Origin of the sequence: Paraburkholderia sp. BR13439 (assembly GCF_040948805.1) — a bacterium.
GTDB lineage: Bacteria > Pseudomonadota > Gammaproteobacteria > Burkholderiales > Burkholderiaceae > Paraburkholderia > Paraburkholderia youngii.
This window is the reverse complement of sequence record NZ_JBFPKN010000032.1, coordinates 23276-39658: the sequence shown is the minus strand read 5'-3', so window position 1 is coordinate 39658 and position 16383 is coordinate 23276. Positions and strand designations below refer to the sequence as shown.

Sequence of the window (16383 nt, the reverse complement as noted above, 5' to 3'; positions counted from 1 at the left end):
CTAATCCTTCATTTCGCGGCCGGTTAGCCGCAAAAACACGTCTTCCAGGTTGGCGGGGCGTTGGAGAATGCGCAGACCCGCATGCCCCCGCAACTGCAAACGCACCTGCTCGGGATCAGCGGCATAGCAAAACAATGCTTCGCCGCTCACTTCGGTTCGCTGTGTGTAGGGTTCGAGTAACGGCCGCAGTTCATGTGAATTGCCGCCATATATCTCAATCACTTGGCTCCCAATCTGCTCTTCGATCAGCGCACTAGGAGTACCTTCGGCAATGCTGCGCCCTTCGTCAATCACACAGAGACGGTTGCACAGTCGCTCCGCTTCTTCCATGAAATGAGTGGTGAGAAGAATTGTTTTGCCGCGCGCGAGTAGCAAGCGCAGGCGTTCCCAGATGAGGTGGCGCGCATGCGGATCAAGGCCCGTCGCGGGCTCGTCCATTACAAGTAGTTGGGGGTCGTTGATGAGCGCGCGAGCGAGCGTCAGACGCCGTTTCATGCCGCCTGATAATTCGATAACGCGCGCATCAGCCTTGCTTTCCAGACGCGCGAATTCGAGCAAAGAGGGAATCACAATCGAGATCTCACCTGCGCTCATGCCAAAGTAGCTCCCGAATATCTCTAGGTTCTCACGCACTGTGAACCCGGGTTCAAGATTATCGAATTGCGGAACGACGCCAATTCGTGCACGTGCCCGTCGCGCGCGTCCAGGCACTGGCTCTCCGAGGACTGTGATCGTACCCGCGTCAGGTAGCGCCATCCCGAGGACCATCCGCGCGGTCGTGCTCTTGCCTGCGCCGTTGGGCCCCAAAAGGCCGAAACATTCGCCCGGCTCTACGTGGAAGGACAGTCCATTGACAGCGAGCTTCCCGCCGTAGGACTTGTTGACACCTGTAAACGTGATTGCTGCGGTTGGCATTGACATGGAAATCCAAATGGTTGTTCTCTTCAGGAAGATCTCGTGACGAACACGATCATTTGTTTCGGAAAACGTCATCAGATTCCGTGAATGCCTGCTCATCCCAGTGTCGACGGGGCTTGTCACGCTGAGCCCCGCCATTTGTGGATATAGTGGTGCCCGTTTCAGTGTCGTGCCCCGGCGGGTCGACGTGTGCGCTACAACCGCCGGCGGCCACGCCGCGGGACAGCCAGTTGCTGTTGCTGAGTGTACACAAGGCGTACGCCTTAACAGGTAGTAGGAACAGTAGGTTGACCAGCGTGTGCGCGGAAAACCCAAGAAATCGAAGCTCACAAGAGCGCACGGCTGCTACGGAGCAGCGGAGCATGCTCATTGACGCAATCAAGAAGCACGCCTTCCATGGGGCCGTCTCTGTCAATACGATCTGTAAAAAGCCGGAGAGCATTGCGATCGCGAGCAATAGGGAGCCTGCATTCTGCGCAATGACGTCCAGCGTAAGATACCGATCTAGGCGGGGTAAAAGCCGTAGCGCCAACAGCGTGTCGCGATACGTGCTTCGCGCCCAGCGCAATTGTTGGCGAAGATACGGCCCCAGTCTGTCTGGAACCACGGTCGAAGCGATCGCATTTGGAGCGTACTCTGTTCGGTAGCCCGCGGCCAGCATGAGAATTGTTAGATGACGATCTTCCCCAAAATCGCTTCGCTTTCCCCGGAACATCTGTGTCTCGTACTGGTCAAGCAGCAAGAGAAGCGCGGAGCGGCGATATATCGCGCACGGTCCGCAGCAGCACATCACGGCGCCGAACCGGGCCTGAGCTGCGCGCTCCTCGTTACACGCGAGCCAGTATTCCATATCAATCAGACGGGTCAACCACGTATCGTTGCGATTGCTGGCGGTCAATTGACCCATGGCGGCGCCGACCTCTGCATCGCTCATTGTCAGTATGAGTTGGCTTATAACGTCAGGCGCCAAGGTCGTGTCGGAATCGACGTTGAGTATGAGTTCTGCGGATGAAGCCCGTATTGCGGCGATCTGGGCCTTGCGTTTTCCCACGTTTTGGGGGAGAAGAACAAAATTGAATCTTGGATCGTGCTCGTAGTCGCGATAAACGGGTTCCAACGCATCGCGGTTGGCGGATCCGTCATCGACCACGTGGATTTTTAAAGCTCCTGAGTATTCCTGCGTTGCGATAGAGGCGAGACACGCGCGCAGAGTATCGGGGTTTTCGTTGAAGCACGGAACGATGACGTCGACGTCGGGAAGAAAATTCGTGGCAGATTGGTTGCTATGCTCAGCTGGAGCGGGTAGGGAATGTAGAACCTGTGCTGTCTTATAAACGGCAGAAAGAAGTGCGTACAATAAAACGGAGGTCGTATTGATGACGGCAGGAATGTTCATCGAGGTCAGTTTGCTAAGTGGTGTCAAAAAATGATCTGATTACAGGCCTGCTAGGATCCGTCAATACGCCTGCTTGGCGCGATCACATCGACGACAGACCCTGCGTGAAACTGCGATACCGTAGAAAGAGTTGACTGCGTGCTGTCGTGTACCGTCGTTTGTTGATGCAATCGTATTAATCTGTCGCTTTCGGCCGACTAATAACCTCCTTCAATGCGTTCCATGGTATCGAGGTAAGCAACAACACCTCCATCGGCGCACACGGAAAGTTATATCAGTGGATCCTTTTTTCGGGGGTCAGTTTTTCCTGACATCTTCATTTGATTGTGCGCCAGAATCGTGCACGATCTCTCGATGTGACTATTGGGAACCGTTTGCAATGAGTGGGCCAGCCAATAGTCCAAGCAGGCTAGTGGTTACAGATGTGCGCTCATTCGCCCAGTGTTTGGGATCGACGATCAGGAAGTCGACTAATCACGAACCTGCGCGCCTTCAACGCAGGAATTAGACGCGAGAGAGCCTCGGCCGTCTGTCTGCGGGATGTCGTGTGAACATCGGAGTTCGACTCTCCGGGGGGGCTTCCATCATGCAACAGCACAATCGAGCCTGGCCGGACTGATGCCATCACCGCATCAACAATCGCATTGACACCCGGTTGAGACCAATCCCGCGGGTCTACTGACCAGTGAAGCGCGATCAGTCCAGCCTTCCCCGTTTCCCCGATTGCGTCTTTCGTCCAGATTCCGTATGGCGCGCGGATATACGTCACTTTCGCCGCAGGACACGTCTCCTTGATAAGCGCATCCGCCTCCCATATTTCACGGCGAACTAGGTCCGGCTCACATTTCGAAAGGTCTGGATGTGTCATGGTGTGGTTAGCGAGTTCATGACCTTCTGCGGCGATCCGTTTGATCAGTTCTGGATACTCCGCTGCGTACGCGCCAATGACACAGAAAGTTGCCGCCGCTTGCTCATATGCCAATATGTCAAGTATTTTCGGCGTCCATACTGGATGAGGTCCGTCATCAAATGTAAGGTAAATCTTAGGGCGAAGATCGGCACAATCACTGCCGCTGCGCACTTCTGTCAAATAGTCTGGGTGGTTCATAGCCTTTCCATCGCGTCCGACGCATGCCTTGTATCGTTTGATCTGCCGATAGGTTCGATCGCCAACTGCGGATCACTATGCGGGATTTTGCGGATCAATCAGCACTACGACAGACGGGCTTCGACGTTCCCTATTCAATTTGAATTGTCGCAACTTTGCGTTATCGCAAATAATTTGTACAATCGATTGTTTCGATATGTCTCATCCATAAGGCGGATACCGGAACATGCGATTCAAAGGCCTTGATCTGAATCTTCTCGTCGCGCTGGATGCGCTGATGACGCAGCGCAACTTGACGGCTGCGGCGCAAAGCGTCAATCTGAGCCAGCCTGCCATGAGCGCCGCCGTCGCTCGACTACGCGATTATTTCGGCGACGACCTGTTTGTATTGAGAGGTCGTGAGTTCGTCCCCACTGCGCGAGCGACGGAGCTCGCTGGACCTGTTCGGGAAGCCTTATCGCACATCCAGCTTTCGATCATCTCGCGGGACGTGTTTCGACCGGACAAGTCGAATCGCCGCTTCAGGGTGTGCCTGTCCGACTTTATGACGCTGGTCTATTTTCAGAATGTCATTGAGCGTGTAGCGCGCGAGGCTCCTTCGGTTGGTTTCGAATTGCTTTTCCCTGATGACGACCCGGGTGAGCTGCTTCGGCGTGGGGACGCCGATTTTTTGATCCTGCCGGAGCTGTTGTTGGCTGATGCTCATCCTAAAGCACCGCTCTTTGAGGAGAAGCTCGTGTGTGTAGGCTGTCCGACGAACAAACAGTTGTCCCGCCGCCTGCCACTCGAGAAGTATATGTCGATGGGACACGTAACAGTGAGGTTTGGGCGTGCACGGAGACCTTCGATCGAGGAGTTCTTCTTACTCGATCTAGGTCTCAAGAGGCGCGAAGAGGTTATCGTGCCTACCTTCGACTTGATCCCGCGAGTCCTGCTTCATACTAACCGTATCGCTACGATTCCTCTGAGGTTGGCAAAGTATTTCGCAGAAGTCGCCCCGCTGCGGATCGTCGACGTCCCGTTGCCACTTTCCTGTTTCACTGAAGCGATCCAATGGCCTTCCCTGCATAACGGTGATCCTGCGAGCATCTGGATGCGTGAGCTCCTGCTGGAGGAGGCGCGAAACTACGTCTAGCAAGGCAGAAGCGGCGGGGAATGCCTTCCGGGATGAACCATTGGAGCCGCTGGCTCCGCAGTGAAGGGGGGCGCGGCAATCTCGGCGAGCGTGTATTGGAAATTGTCTAATGTCGTGTGAATTGCTGTGGCGATTTCGTGCTCCGATGCAGCGCGGTAGCGGAAGCGCGCGAGGAGGGTGGCGTAGCCGCCGGTGCCGTCGAAGAAATGATGTGGCTTGGGGAAAACCGCATCGTAAAGCGCGGGGATCTCTCGTAGCAATTTTGCATCGACGAATACTTTGCCCACTGGCTCCGGCAACATGAGGAATCCACCGCGGGCGGACGATGCCGACGCGTCTAGCGCTGCTTGCACCTGAGTGGCTAACCGCGCCCTGTCACCTGACTGCTGCGCGGCCCAGAGGGCGAACAGGTCAACACCGTACAGATCGTGAAAGAGGAATGGGATTTCTCCTTCGCCGACGCGGGCACCAACCTTAAGGAAATACAATCCATCGCAGCCCCGGACTATCTCAAGATGGAATGGCCCATTTCTGAAATCCAGGGCGCGCAGACATTTTACGGAGAATGCGGTCAGCGCCTCATTTAGAGGACCTGGGTCGAGCATCACCGAGCCGAGGGGTTTACCTTGAGCGAACTGGACATAAGTGTTGATGTAGCGAGACGCGCGCGCGATAACCAATGTGCCATTCAGAAGGAAGCCGTCAACGTGATAAACCGGACCGTCGATGTACTCCTCGCAATCGTACTCGGCAAGCGGTAGTGTCGGCCACAGTGCATCGAACTCAGGACGGGTCTCGATGCGCCGTGACCCTATGTTCGCCGTACCTGATCGCGGTTTCACGATTATCGGAAAACGCACCACAGTGGTAGTCGCCGCCTTGGCAACGACCAGATCTTCCAGGGCTGCAAACCGCGGTACACGCAGGCCAGCTGCGGCGATAGTATTCTTCGTAACGGCCCTATTTCGAAAGCGCACGACTGTCTCGGGAAGGTCGCCGGGGATATTGAACGAATTGCGCAGTCGCGCGGCCGCTAAAAGGTCGAATTCGGATAAGGCGACTAGCCTGTCGATGCCGCCGAGCGCTGAACTACAGGCGCGCACGGCCGCATGCAGCGCTTCTTCATCGAGGATGTCAGATAGCTGTTCGACGTGTGCAATGCGAGAGGTGTCAAGCGCGGCGACACTGTTGGGCGTGCAGACGTATGCGATCTTGTTCGCCGCATGATCAATGTAGCGCTGATAGGCGGCGAAACCGTCGGACCACCGGTTAAGCACGACTATGCGGTTACCCTTAGCAGGATGATTGGCTTTCATGTGGAAGCAACTTGTTCAGATATTTTTTCGGCTTGATCAAATTTGAGCGCACAGAGCGTTTTGGCGATGTCCGGGCCCGGCGTCGGGGCGATCTGCGGCGGTGAGCCGGACATGTCTGGTAGGGGTTTAAGAGAGCAGTCAGTCTCGCGATAGTGGAGGGCGGGTGGGCGTGGGAGCTTCGTCTCCTTTGAGACCGGATTGTGGCGCACACTCGCCACTTCGGCGCCGCCGGCGAAGTCCGCTGATATGGATTTGACGAACCGTACGATGGTTAGGCACGTCGCATCGCCACGTTCGCATTGCCGGAGCTGCGTGGGTTTGGATTGCAAATATGGCCGCGTATCATCAGTTTCGACAACAAGATCGACTTGTTCAGTTTAACCAGTGGGTATATGTGTCCATTACGCTGCTGCCCGGCAATCTCCGCGAGCGCTGAACTGTCCACGGTGACTCGCCTGTGCATGGGAAGACGCCGAGCGCAGCGCCCACCACCGCGAAGGACGCAACAGACGCTCGCAGTCGAAGGGTCGCGGCACGCGCAAATGCAAGGGCGGCGATACCTTGACGAGCTGTGGCGGCGAAAACTGCGGTACCGGATGACGCAGGCGCAACCAAGACGACGGCGGTCATGTGGCTGCTTCCCGCGACGTTATGCTTTCCGTCCGGGGCACGGTCGTCACACGCAACTCATCGAAATATTCATGGATCAGGCCGACGAAGTTGCGGAGATACATTTCCGCGCTCTCAATGCTGCCCCAGCCGCCTATTGCCCGCTGAAGGGCAATCCAAATGATGTCATAGTGCTTGTGCGATTCTGCGTACTGAATGTGGTCGAGCGAACCTTTAACGTGATCGTGGCCGAACGCCCGCTTGGCGGCTTCTGTAATGCTCTTGCTGTAGCGATTGGTATACCATTCGAGCAGCCAGTTCCAGACCATCGTCGGCAGCGGACCGTTGCGACCAATGCTCAGATAGAGGTAGCCGATCAGTTTGTCGGTGCTGTGGAGGGGGGCAATCCGGTCGACTTCATTGGCAGATACGCCGAATTTCTTAAGGTCGTGGAGGAATTTCCCCTCATGCCCGTATCCTTCTGCCAAGTATTGCGCGAGGATCTGTGCGAGCGTGTTGTCCTTGGAGCCGATTTTGTAGAGTGCGAACGCGTCGACCTCGTTATTGAGTCGGATTCGCAATACAGTTTCTACGAGGTGGCGGCGATAGTACTCACTGTCGATCCAATCGCCACGGTGGAACGCTGCGGTTTCGGGCGAAGTTGCGAACATCTGCTCCACAGCTTGTTGAGCGACTTGCTCAAAATAAATGCGATCGTTGGCTGTACTCATGTGACCTCCGGTTAGAAATTGAAAAAGGCAAAGAAACGAGCGAACCGGGCTGCTATAAACGCGTCGAGGAGATCAGCCGGGCACCTTGACGCGTTCTTGCGGGAAACTTCGATGCGTACATCAGGCTCGCGGGAGTCCCGCGAGCTTCTAGACTCGAACCGCGACTGCGGTGGTCGTGCGATGAGAGGGCAGCACTGTCAAACATTCTTGGGCATTTTTTTCGGCTGGCATAGCGAGAGAGGGTTCGTGCAACTTGCTGAACGCAATGCTTCAACCTATTGTTTGCTAATTGCAGTTAAGTGGACGTATCCGGGCTCAGATAGGCCGGCGTGCCTAGAACTCCTCATCGAGGAGCGCCATGACGTGGGCACGAGGTGACTGGAGGCCACAACGTCAAGCTGTGCTTTTCTGCGGTATCGCTCCTTCACTGGAAGGAGCATTGGCCAGTTCGGTGGCGGCTGTTCGATCAGGTACACGGCGAAGCTCGAAGGGCCGGGTGCGCCAGCGACTCGGGTATTCCCCGCAGTGCGTATTCGGCGTGTTTTTCGTGCAACTTTCTTCGCATCCATGTTCCCTGACTCGTGACGGTAGGATATTAACCGCAGGGGTATGCGTGGTATAAGCTGATAATCTTTATGTCTGCATGAGGGAAATTGATGATTCGCGATCTCGACAGCACGCTGCTGCGTACATTCGTGACGGTTGTAGAAGCCGGCAGCGTGAGCAATGCTGCGATGGCTCTCCATCGGACACAGGCTGCTGTCAGCATGGCCCTTCGGCGGCTCGAAGATGAGGTTGGCCAACGCTTGCTCGAACGTTCACCGCGCGGCGTAAAGCCGACCACCGCGGGCAACGTGCTACTGCCATATGCGCACAAGCTCCTCGACATTGGCCTCGCGGCTCGCTCCGCCCTGACTGAGGGCGACGTTTCTGGCACAGTGAGGGTCGGCATTCCGGAAGACATCGCAATGAGCCACCTTCGCCATGCATTGCGGCAGTTCTCGGCTCTCTATCCGGACGTAGCGCTGGAGATTGTTGTCGATGCGAGCCCGGCGTTATCGCAGCGGCTCGCAAGCAACACACTAGATTTCGCGATCGGCGACCCTGCGCTGATTCACTCGGAGCCGATAGTTACATGGCGGCATCCGCTTCGCTGGGCAGCCGCACGTACCCGGAACACGGACCTTGGCGAGGGCCCGCTTCCGATTGTTGCATTCGGCGGCGCATGCCGGTGGCAGGAGATTTTTTTCGCGACGTTACTCGACGCCGGCATCGCGTGGCGTGTTGCGTGTACGAGCACAAGCCTGTCGGCGGTGCAGTCGGCCGTTGAGGCAGGACTCGGTATTGCAGTGCTGCTCGACTGGCACGTGCGCCGCGACACCATGCACGCGATCGATCCGCAAGCTGTCGGGTTGCCGATGCCGCCAGTGGCGGAATTCGGTCTGTTCACTCAAGAGAACTGGAACGACCGAACATCCGCAGCTACCGCACTTCAACGGTTCCTCTTTCGCTCGCTGCAGCTGAGCTCGGCAGAGCACGGAATATTCACGGCAGAGCAGCCGGCGATGCCAACGCGTGGTCAGGTTTAGGTGACGTCGCGCCGTGGTCGCGTCGAAGAGATGATATTTCGGCGCGTCAAAACGGTTGCTGCCGGGTATTTTCGATGGACAGCCCCGACGCTGACGCGGGCAGGCAGCGTTGCTTTGGGAATTCAGGAGCCCACTGAGTGACGTTTGACTTATGTCATCGAGAAACATCGGGCCTCGATGCGAAATGACATAGGTGTCGACCGGTTGCAGGCGTGTAACGTTGCATTGGATCGCGCGCTAAAAAAGAAACGACGAACAACTGGGCGGATGCACTCGAGCAAGCTGCTGAACAGCTCTCACAGCATTTTGGAAGGACTCGCGCGGAGTTGCGTCTGTGTCGTGCAATGCAACCTGAGCTGCCATTTGAGGCCTATGGCACTTACGATTTGAATTTCATATAACGAAACCGCTTCTGCCTTCCTTCAACGCTGGCAGCGTTCGACCGAGACTAGGAACCTCGACTGGCTGTGCGGGTTGCCGTTGACCCGAATTTGTCGTGAAACCTACGTCTTTTTTGGTTAGTATGCTAGCCGCGAACGGAGGGGCCTCGTTGCCTCTGTTTGCAGCTTCCCGACGCCATTGCTGCGATTTTGTCATTTTTGTCGAGTTTGGCGATGCCTGAGCACAGCGGCATCCCGAATTCGGCTGCCACCAACGCGACTATGGCTCTGCCGTTGTGCCGAGCCGTCTCGTCACTGCGTTGGCGAGTTGTCGCTGGAGCCCGAATCTATGTCGCATTCTCTTATCAACGAGAGCCCTCCCGATTTCGATGTAGTGGCCGAAGTGCTAAAAACGCTGGCCTCATCCCGTAATGCGGAGCACGCGTTGAAGAAGTCGCTGTGGTTTCTGTCGCGTGCGAGAGGCTGGCGGTCCGCGTTCATCGCCGTCGAGCAGCCGGATGGAAAGCTTGGCGGCCTGTGTAGCACGGGACTGTCAGACGACTGGCGAGAAGGTATGCGTTTTCCCTCCGGTGAAGGGATCGTAGGGCAGATACAGGAAAGCGAGTCCGCCGTGGTTGTGTCTGAGTTGGATGGTGACCCAATGTTCGACGACCGCACGGGGGCTGTTCGTGTTTCCAATGCCGAGCGTGTCGCTCTACTTGGGACACCGATCCGGCACGAAGGACGGCCGCTCGGGGTGCTCGTAGCACTTTGTGAGAATCCGGGCGGGAAGCGTGCTTTCGCAGACGATCTCCAACTTTTGGAAGTTGTTGCTGCGCCAATGGGCAGGGCACTTCTGCTTGAGCGTGAGGCGAATCCGAACCGCAAAAGCGTGCAGGAGGAGATTAGTCGCCGACGGAACGCGGCCCCTCCTATTCAAGTCGATTGGGCAATCGGCCGATCTGCGGCGATGCAGCACGTATTCTCGCAGGTCCATCAGGTCGCACCTGCGAGAACGACGGTGCTCTTGCGCGGCGAGAGCGGCACCGGCAAGGAGTTGATCGCGCGTGCAATCTATCGTTTGTCCCCGCGCAAGGACCAGCCATTCGTCTCGGTGAATTGTGCGGCGCTCACGGAAACACTGCTGGAAAGCGAGCTGTTTGGCCACGAGAAGGGGGCGTTCACGGGCGCGCAAACTCAGCGAAAGGGGCGCTTCGAATTGGCGCACGGCGGAACACTTTTCCTCGACGAGATAGGTGATATATCGCCGTCGTTCCAAGCGAAACTCCTGCGCGTTCTGCAGGAGCGGGAGTTCGAGCGGGTAGGAGGGACAACGCCCGTGAGAGTTGACGTGAGGCTCATCGTTGCAACTAATCGCAGTCTGGAACAAATGGTGAGAGAGGGCGAATTCCGAGCGGATCTTTACTACCGCATCAACGTGGTGAGCATCGTGTTGCCGCCGCTGCGCGAGCGCCGGGAAGACATCCCCGAGATGGCGCAATACTTCCTTAACCGCTTTAATCGTGAGAACGGTCGCGCTCTGCATTTCAACGAGGAAGCGTTGCGGGTGCTGTCGAGTTGTTACTGGCCCGGAAATGTGCGCGAGCTCGAAAACTGCATTGAGCGGACTGCGACAATGGCGCATCATGACACGATTGGTCGTTCTTCGTTTCTCTGCGAGATCGACCGGTGCCTCACGAAGGTGTTGCATCATGTGGAGCGAGAAGACGCAGTACGTCCGGCACGCTCGTCGGACGTTACAGTCAGTAACGCGCTGAACGTTCCCGCGAAATTCGGCGCCCCGGAGCGCGATGCCCGCGGTCTCGGCATGCACTCTGGTGAGCACATCCCTGAGGACGAGCGTGAGCGGCTGCTCTGGGCCATGGAGCGCTGCGGTTGGGTGCAGGCAAAGGCGGCACGCCTGCTCGGCATTACGGCGCGGCAGATCGGCTATGCACTGCGCAAGCACGGAATCAAACTGCGGCGCTTCTAAGAAAGCGAAGCTTGAGGTCACGCCCTGGACGGCTCCGATATTTCGTCTGCTCGGTATGCAAAGCGACGCGCGTGGAACACAGCACGCGCATGGTCTGAAAGAAGGTCGATAAGTATGTTGTGTCGCAATCCGTTCAACTCCGACAAAGCACTGGTTTAAGTCGACGCTGTTACTACAGTGCCCGATACCCCACGCTGCGGATGCCTGCGGCTTCGCGCGATGGTATGGAACTTGCAATTAGTTGTGGACCTCATATTGTCAGGATTCTCCAATGTGGTTCAAGGCTAGGACTGCAGATATTTTCGACGAACCCGGTTGCGCGAAGAATAGGGCGAAAAGTGAGACGGAGCGCAGACAAGGCTGCGCCAAGCAACTTCCGCCAGGAGCGACTGCTGGCGGTTGTGCATTCGATGGAGCTCGGATTGCACTTCAGCCCGTGGTTGACGTAGCGCACCTTGTGCACGGGCCGATTGCGTGCGAGGGCAACTCGTGGGATAACCGTCCTGCGGCATCCTCCGGGTCGATGCTCTATCGGTCCGCGTTCACGACTGATCTAGGTGAGATCGATGTAATCTATGGCGGCGAGAGACGGCTGTTCAGAAGTATTCGCGAGATTATCCAAAAATATGATCCCCCTGCCGTGTTTGTCTATCAGACGTGCGTCACCGCGCTGATCGGTGACAACATAGAGGCAGTGTGTAAGCAAGCGTCAAAGAAATTCGGCAAACCTGTGATACCGGTCAACGCGCCCGGTTTCGCCGGGTCGAAAAACTTCGGCAATAAACTCGGTGGGGAGGCGATTTTCGATCATGTAATCGGCTCGCGTGAGCCCGCTCACACAACGCCGTTCGACATCAATATCATCGGCGAATACAACCTCTCGGGGGAGTTGTGGCAGACGAAGCCGCTCTTCGACGCGCTGGGTATCCGTATCTTGGCTTGCATCTCTGGTGATGCTCGCTACAGTGACATCGCGAGCGCTCACCGCGCGAAGGTAAATATGGTGGTGTGCTCAAAGTCGATGATTAACATTGCCACAAAGATGCAGCGGCAATACGACATTCCCTATTTCGAGGGCTCTTTCTACGGAATCGGCGATGTGAGCGATGCGTTGCGCCAAGTCGCCAAGCTGCTGGTGCAAAGGGGTGCGCCCGACGATCTGATCAAACGCGCCGATCGCTTGATTGAAGCAGAAGAGGAGCGCGCGTGGGCGCGCATTGCGCCATACCGGGCGCGCCTCGATGGAAAGCGCGTGCTGCTGATTACAGGCGGTGTGAAATCCTGGTCGCTTGTTGCGGCGTTGCAAGAGGTGGGGCTCAAGATCGTTGGCACCAGTGTGAAGAAAAGCACCGAGAAAGACAAGGAAAGGATCAAGGAGATCATGGGCGATGACGCGCGCATAGTCGACAATATGACGGCAAGCGAAATGTACGGCATGCTCCGCGAGTCGCAGGCCGACATCATGCTGTCCGGCGGGCGCTCGCAGTTTGTCGCGCTAAAGGCGCGGGTGCCTTGGCTTGATGTCAATCAGGAACGCCATCATCCATATGCCGGGTATGAGGGAATCGTCGAGCTGGTGCACGAGATTGACCGCGCAATCAGCAACCCGGTCTGGCAGCAGGTGCGCATTCCAGCTCCGTGGGACGACAAAGGCGAAGGGCTCTGTGGCGAGCGAATGGAGTTCACAGAGCGCATGACAGAACAGTCGCCGCGTGCAAGCGCGCGGGATTGGCCGAAGGGCCTTCGACCCAGCGTCGCGGCCTGAGCATAGCGGAGTGCAGACACAATGGCAAACGTCGTCGAACTAGGGAAAGCCTGTACGGTCAACCCGCTAAAAATGAGCCAGCCGCTTGGCGCGAGTTATGCCGCCATGGGACTCGATGCGTGCATGCCGGTGATGCACGGTTCGCAGGGCTGCACGTCGTTCGGCCTCGTCCTCTTGGTGCGCCATTTCAAGGAGGCCATCCCGTTGCAGACCACTGCAATGAATGAGGTCACTACCATTCTGGGCGGATTTGAAAACGTCGAAACGGCGCTACTGAACATCTGCAAGCGCGCGGCGCCGAAAATCATCGTGCTTTGCTCGACAGGGCTGACTGAGGCCAACGGGGAAGATGTCGCCGGTCATCTCGCGATGGTGCGCAAACGCAAGCCAGAGTTGAGCAATACCGAACTCGTGTACGTATCGACGCCAGACTACATTGGCGCATTCGAGGACGGCTACAGGCGCGCCATCGTTGCAATCGTGAAGGCGCTTGTCAAGCCACTGCCAACCGTGCAGCGACAGGTCAACGTGCTGCCCGGCAGTCATCTGTCACCCAGCGATATCGACGAGTTGCGAGAGATCATTGAGGCATTCGGGTTAGTTCCGATCATATTGCCAGACGTCTCCGGTTCGCTCGATGGCCACATTGCTCCCGACTGGCGCGGGACCACGCTGGGCGGAACTTCTCTCGACCAGATACGCGCCGCAGGTGCGTCGACATTCACCATCGGCGTGGGCGAGCAAACGCGCGACGGTGCGCAGGCACTGGAGACTATCGCAGGCATCCCGTTCGAAATTTTTGAGCGGCTCACAGGGCTCGAACCGAACGACCGGCTCTTGCATCGCATTGCGCGATTGTCAGACCGGGAGGTCCCGATCAAATACCAGAGGCAGCGCAGCCAACTGCTGGATGCAATGCTCGACAGCCATTTTTACATAGGTGGCGTTAAGGTGGCCTTGGGCGCAGAACCGGATTTGCTGCTTGCAATCGGTTCGCTGTTGCACGAAATCGGCGCCGAGTTGCCAGTCTGCGTCAGCACGACTACATCGGCGTCGCATGCGCTACTGCCGACGAGCGAGGTCGTGCTCGGTGACCTTGAGGACATGGAACGAGGCGCGGCGGATTGCGACCTGCTTATTACGCATTCGCACGGCCGGCAGATGGCCGCGCGTCTCGGCAAGCCTCTGTTGCGCATAGGCTTCCCCGTATTCGACCGGGTCGGCAATGCCCATCGATGCCAGGTCGGCTATCGCGGAACGATGAACCTCGTCTTCGAACTCGCGAATCTATTAATCGATCGAGTTACGCACCACCGCCCGGCCGACTGGGCTCTGCCGCAGTCGTCGCTCGACCTCGCTGCGCCAGTCGCTAACGCGGAGTAAGGAATTCCGGTCGTCGCGACCATTGCATGCAAATCATGAGGGAACCATTACATGAAAATCGCATTTGCCACGCAGGACAAACTGCATGTCGACGCGCACTTTGGCTGGGCGAAAAGCATTGTTATCTTCGATGTGACGGCGGAGGGGTACGCGTTCGTGGAAGCCTTCGATTTTGGCGGCAAGTTAGAGGAGGACGGCGACGAAGATAAGCTTGCACCGAAGCTGGACGCGATCCGCGGTTGCGCGATCCTGTACGTTGCCGCAATCGGTGGTTCAGGAGCGGCGCGCGTCGTAGCGCTGAAGGTGCATCCAGTCAAGGTGCCACAGCTGGAGCCAATTGAGGACATCCTTATCAAGCTTAGGGATGTCCTGAAAGGTACGCCACCGCCGTGGTTGCGCAAGGCGCTAACCAGAAATGTGCGCTCATTCGACTTTGCCGAGGATGACGAGGTATCTCATGGCTAAAGCCACTGTTGACAAGACCGCCACTTTGCGGACAGCGACAACTGAGGCGCGTCCTTTTACCACGGGAGGGGGCATGAGTGACCCGAATGAACTGAAGGTGCGCCTGAAGACACTCAATACACGGGCCATTCAGGCCAAGATGGATCTCCACGACCTTTCGGAGGATCTTCCGACTAGGTGGGAAGAGATATTGACGGTTGCGCAGCTCTGTCACGAAGCTCACGCCGCGCTGATGGACGCGCGCAAGGCCGCGGCTGCGGCTCTCGACGAAGCGCCTGGGAGCCGGAGATGAGCGAGATTTTTTGCGTAAAACTACCTAGCGGGGAGATGTGGACGCCTACCTTTGTCTCCGCCCTTGATGATGAGAAGTGTATCGGCTGCGGACGATGCTTCCGGTCGTGTTCTCGTGGGGTCCTGCAGCTCGTCGGTGTAGACGAGGGGGGCGACCTTACCCCGGTAGGCGAGGATGACGACGACGAGTACGAAAAGAAGGTTATGACTATTGCGCGCCGGGAGTTGTGTATCGGTTGCACGGCATGCGCGAGGATATGCCCAAAAAAGTGCTACACGCACGCGGTGGCCATGGTCTGAGCCACAAAGGACGGTGATGGACTTCTACACGACGTTGATGCGTCACGCTGTGGACAGCAACGATTCCACGGTTCTTGCCCTCGCAGGGGTACTCTCGGCGGCGTTCGGCCAAGCCGGCGTGCACACACTGCCCATCCGCGGGTTGAATCTGGATGAAACCCACTGGCTGCTTGCGCATTGGTTTCCCGGCGTCGACAGCGCCCTTTTCTTGCAACTGGCCGCCTCGCCTGCAGCGTGGCGCCAGCGATCGTGCGACGACGAGGTCGGAGACCTCGCAAACCTGTTGAAGGCACATGCTGATCCGCTCGCAGGCACAACGATTGAAATCCATTGCGTTTCGCATGCGCTCGCCTGCGCCTGTGCGGGGCACAAACACCTGTGGCAGGAGCTGCGCCTTCGCTCGCGTAGCGAATTGCCGGTGCTGTTGGGCTATTGGTTTCCGCGGCTGGCGCAAAAAAACGTTCACGGTATGAAGTGGAAGAAATTCCTCTACAAGCAACTGTGCGAGCGTGAGGCGTTGCTTGTCTGCAAGTCTTCAAACTGCGCGGAGTGTGGCGATTTCGCGGATTGCTTCGGACCAGATTGATGGTCTGGCTACCGACGATACGTGGCCATGCGGGGCCTTGGCATATTCGCCGTGACGGTGAGCTACAAATGCTCAGGAGATACTTTAACGATTGCCAGCTGATTGCGTTCAGCGCGGATCAAGGTGTTAAGCGTGGATGTCATCATGTCTTCCTATGCGTTCGCCTCCGGGTTTCTCGTCGCACACGACTGTACCGAGGCTGCAAACAACCTGAAATCCTCGGTGCATCTCGCACCCGAGGATTTCCTGCTCGGCTCCCCGGCGCCCGCGGTGACCCGTACTTGGCTCGGTGGCATCGCTGCGCTGGCGCATTGCTACTCGTATAGCCTTGCGATTGTGGGATGCCCTTGCCGTTTGTAGCGCTGACCATTGCGCGGACTGGGGCGGATAAACAAGTAATTGCGAGGCATAGTCTGAC

15 protein-coding genes are annotated in these 16383 nt (G+C 57.2%); 10 read left to right on the top strand and 5 right to left on the bottom strand.

Features of this window, described 5'->3' with window-relative positions; all coding sequences use genetic code 11:
• The 3 genes from nodI to nodB form a co-directional block, all read right to left on the bottom strand.
• Entirely contained in the window at nt 1–993 is a 993-nt protein-coding gene (nodI, locus tag AB3X96_RS37585) for a nodulation factor ABC transporter ATP-binding protein NodI (RefSeq protein WP_368593721.1), read from the bottom strand.
• Nucleotides 971–2314 (bottom strand): chitooligosaccharide synthase NodC, encoded by a 1344-nt coding sequence (gene nodC / locus AB3X96_RS37580; protein ID WP_368593720.1) that lies wholly within the window; start codon nt 2312–2314, stop codon nt 971–973. Before nodC ends, nodI begins: the two co-directional genes overlap by 23 nt.
• A gap of 430 nt (nt 2315–2744) precedes the next feature.
• Nucleotides 2745–3422 carry a chitooligosaccharide deacetylase NodB gene (nodB, locus tag AB3X96_RS37575; protein ID WP_368593719.1) on the bottom strand — a complete coding sequence of 226 codons (678 nt, stop codon included), beginning with the start codon at nt 3420–3422 and terminating at the stop codon, nt 2745–2747.
• 226 nt (nt 3423–3648) lie between these two features.
• Between nodB and AB3X96_RS37570 the strand changes: the two genes are divergently transcribed.
• The gene (locus tag AB3X96_RS37570; protein WP_176112453.1) at nt 3649–4557 is read left to right on the top strand and encodes a LysR family transcriptional regulator; all 909 of its coding nucleotides are present in this window, start codon (nt 3649–3651) and stop codon (nt 4555–4557) included.
• Here AB3X96_RS37570 and AB3X96_RS37565 read toward each other — a convergent pair.
• A complete protein-coding gene (locus AB3X96_RS37565; RefSeq protein WP_368593718.1) occupies nt 4554–5873 on the bottom strand; it encodes an acetyl-CoA carboxylase biotin carboxylase subunit family protein in 1320 nt (439 codons plus the stop codon). The genes AB3X96_RS37570 and AB3X96_RS37565 overlap by 4 nt on opposite strands.
• A 626-nt stretch (nt 5874–6499) precedes the next feature.
• Nucleotides 6500–7213, bottom strand: coding sequence for a hypothetical protein (locus AB3X96_RS37560; RefSeq protein WP_368593717.1), 714 nt, complete (start codon nt 7211–7213; stop codon nt 6500–6502).
• A gap of 656 nt (nt 7214–7869) precedes the next feature.
• Between AB3X96_RS37560 and AB3X96_RS37555 the strand changes: the two genes are divergently transcribed.
• From AB3X96_RS37555 to AB3X96_RS37515, 9 genes are all read left to right on the top strand, one after another.
• A complete protein-coding gene (locus AB3X96_RS37555) occupies nt 7870–8802 on the top strand; it encodes a LysR family transcriptional regulator (RefSeq protein WP_176112450.1) in 933 nt (310 codons plus the stop codon).
• Between the two features lie 729 nt (nt 8803–9531).
• A complete protein-coding gene (gene nifA / locus AB3X96_RS37550; RefSeq protein WP_368593716.1) occupies nt 9532–11175 on the top strand; it encodes a nif-specific transcriptional activator NifA in 1644 nt (547 codons plus the stop codon).
• Nucleotides 11176–11446: 271 nt separating this feature from the next.
• The gene (gene nifE / locus AB3X96_RS37545; RefSeq protein WP_368593715.1) at nt 11447–12940 is read left to right on the top strand and encodes a nitrogenase iron-molybdenum cofactor biosynthesis protein NifE; all 1494 of its coding nucleotides are present in this window, start codon (nt 11447–11449) and stop codon (nt 12938–12940) included.
• A gap of 21 nt (nt 12941–12961) precedes the next feature.
• Complete coding sequence (nifN, locus tag AB3X96_RS37540; protein ID WP_368593714.1) at nt 12962–14323, top strand: nitrogenase iron-molybdenum cofactor biosynthesis protein NifN; 1362 nt, start codon at nt 12962–12964, stop codon at nt 14321–14323.
• Between the two features lie 51 nt (nt 14324–14374).
• The gene (gene nifX, locus AB3X96_RS37535; RefSeq protein ID WP_368593713.1) at nt 14375–14788 is read left to right on the top strand and encodes a nitrogen fixation protein NifX; all 414 of its coding nucleotides are present in this window, start codon (nt 14375–14377) and stop codon (nt 14786–14788) included.
• A gap of 73 nt (nt 14789–14861) precedes the next feature.
• Nucleotides 14862–15080 carry a CCE_0567 family metalloprotein gene (locus tag AB3X96_RS37530; protein WP_026228605.1) on the top strand — a complete coding sequence of 73 codons (219 nt, stop codon included), beginning with the start codon at nt 14862–14864 and terminating at the stop codon, nt 15078–15080.
• A complete protein-coding gene (gene fdxB, locus AB3X96_RS37525) occupies nt 15077–15379 on the top strand; it encodes a ferredoxin III, nif-specific (RefSeq protein WP_368593712.1) in 303 nt (100 codons plus the stop codon). The genes AB3X96_RS37530 and fdxB overlap by 4 nt, the downstream gene beginning before the upstream one ends.
• 16 nt (nt 15380–15395) lie before the next feature.
• Nucleotides 15396–15965 (top strand): nitrogen fixation protein NifQ, encoded by a 570-nt coding sequence (locus tag AB3X96_RS37520; RefSeq protein ID WP_018435008.1) that lies wholly within the window; start codon nt 15396–15398, stop codon nt 15963–15965.
• A 144-nt stretch (nt 15966–16109) separates the two neighbouring features.
• Nucleotides 16110–16325, top strand: coding sequence for a hypothetical protein (locus tag AB3X96_RS37515; RefSeq protein ID WP_368593711.1), 216 nt, complete (start codon nt 16110–16112; stop codon nt 16323–16325).
• The last annotated feature ends 58 nt before the right edge of the window (nt 16326–16383 follow it).

Bases quoted from the DNA above. Each gene is read 5' to 3' on its own strand.
- nodI (WP_368593721.1), bottom strand. From the start codon at position 993: ATGACGTTTTCCGAAACAAATGATCGTGTTCGTCACGAGATCTTCCTG.
- nodC (WP_368593720.1), bottom strand. From the start codon at position 2,314: ATGAACATTCCTGCCGTCATCAATACGACCTCCGTTTTATTGTACGCA.
- nodB (WP_368593719.1), bottom strand. From the start codon at position 3,422: ATGAACCACCCAGACTATTTGACAGAAGTGCGCAGCGGCAGTGATTGT.
- AB3X96_RS37570 (WP_176112453.1), top strand. From the start codon at position 3,649: ATGCGATTCAAAGGCCTTGATCTGAATCTTCTCGTCGCGCTGGATGCG.
- AB3X96_RS37565 (WP_368593718.1), bottom strand. From the start codon at position 5,873: ATGAAAGCCAATCATCCTGCTAAGGGTAACCGCATAGTCGTGCTTAAC.
- AB3X96_RS37560 (WP_368593717.1), bottom strand. From the start codon at position 7,213: ATGAGTACAGCCAACGATCGCATTTATTTTGAGCAAGTCGCTCAACAA.
- AB3X96_RS37555 (WP_176112450.1), top strand. From the start codon at position 7,870: ATGATTCGCGATCTCGACAGCACGCTGCTGCGTACATTCGTGACGGTT.
- nifA (WP_368593716.1), top strand. From the start codon at position 9,532: ATGTCGCATTCTCTTATCAACGAGAGCCCTCCCGATTTCGATGTAGTG.
- nifE (WP_368593715.1), top strand. From the start codon at position 11,447: ATGTGGTTCAAGGCTAGGACTGCAGATATTTTCGACGAACCCGGTTGC.
- nifN (WP_368593714.1), top strand. From the start codon at position 12,962: ATGGCAAACGTCGTCGAACTAGGGAAAGCCTGTACGGTCAACCCGCTA.
- nifX (WP_368593713.1), top strand. From the start codon at position 14,375: ATGAAAATCGCATTTGCCACGCAGGACAAACTGCATGTCGACGCGCAC.
- AB3X96_RS37530 (WP_026228605.1), top strand. From the start codon at position 14,862: ATGAGTGACCCGAATGAACTGAAGGTGCGCCTGAAGACACTCAATACA.
- fdxB (WP_368593712.1), top strand. From the start codon at position 15,077: ATGAGCGAGATTTTTTGCGTAAAACTACCTAGCGGGGAGATGTGGACG.
- AB3X96_RS37520 (WP_018435008.1), top strand. From the start codon at position 15,396: ATGGACTTCTACACGACGTTGATGCGTCACGCTGTGGACAGCAACGAT.
- AB3X96_RS37515 (WP_368593711.1), top strand. From the start codon at position 16,110: ATGTCTTCCTATGCGTTCGCCTCCGGGTTTCTCGTCGCACACGACTGT.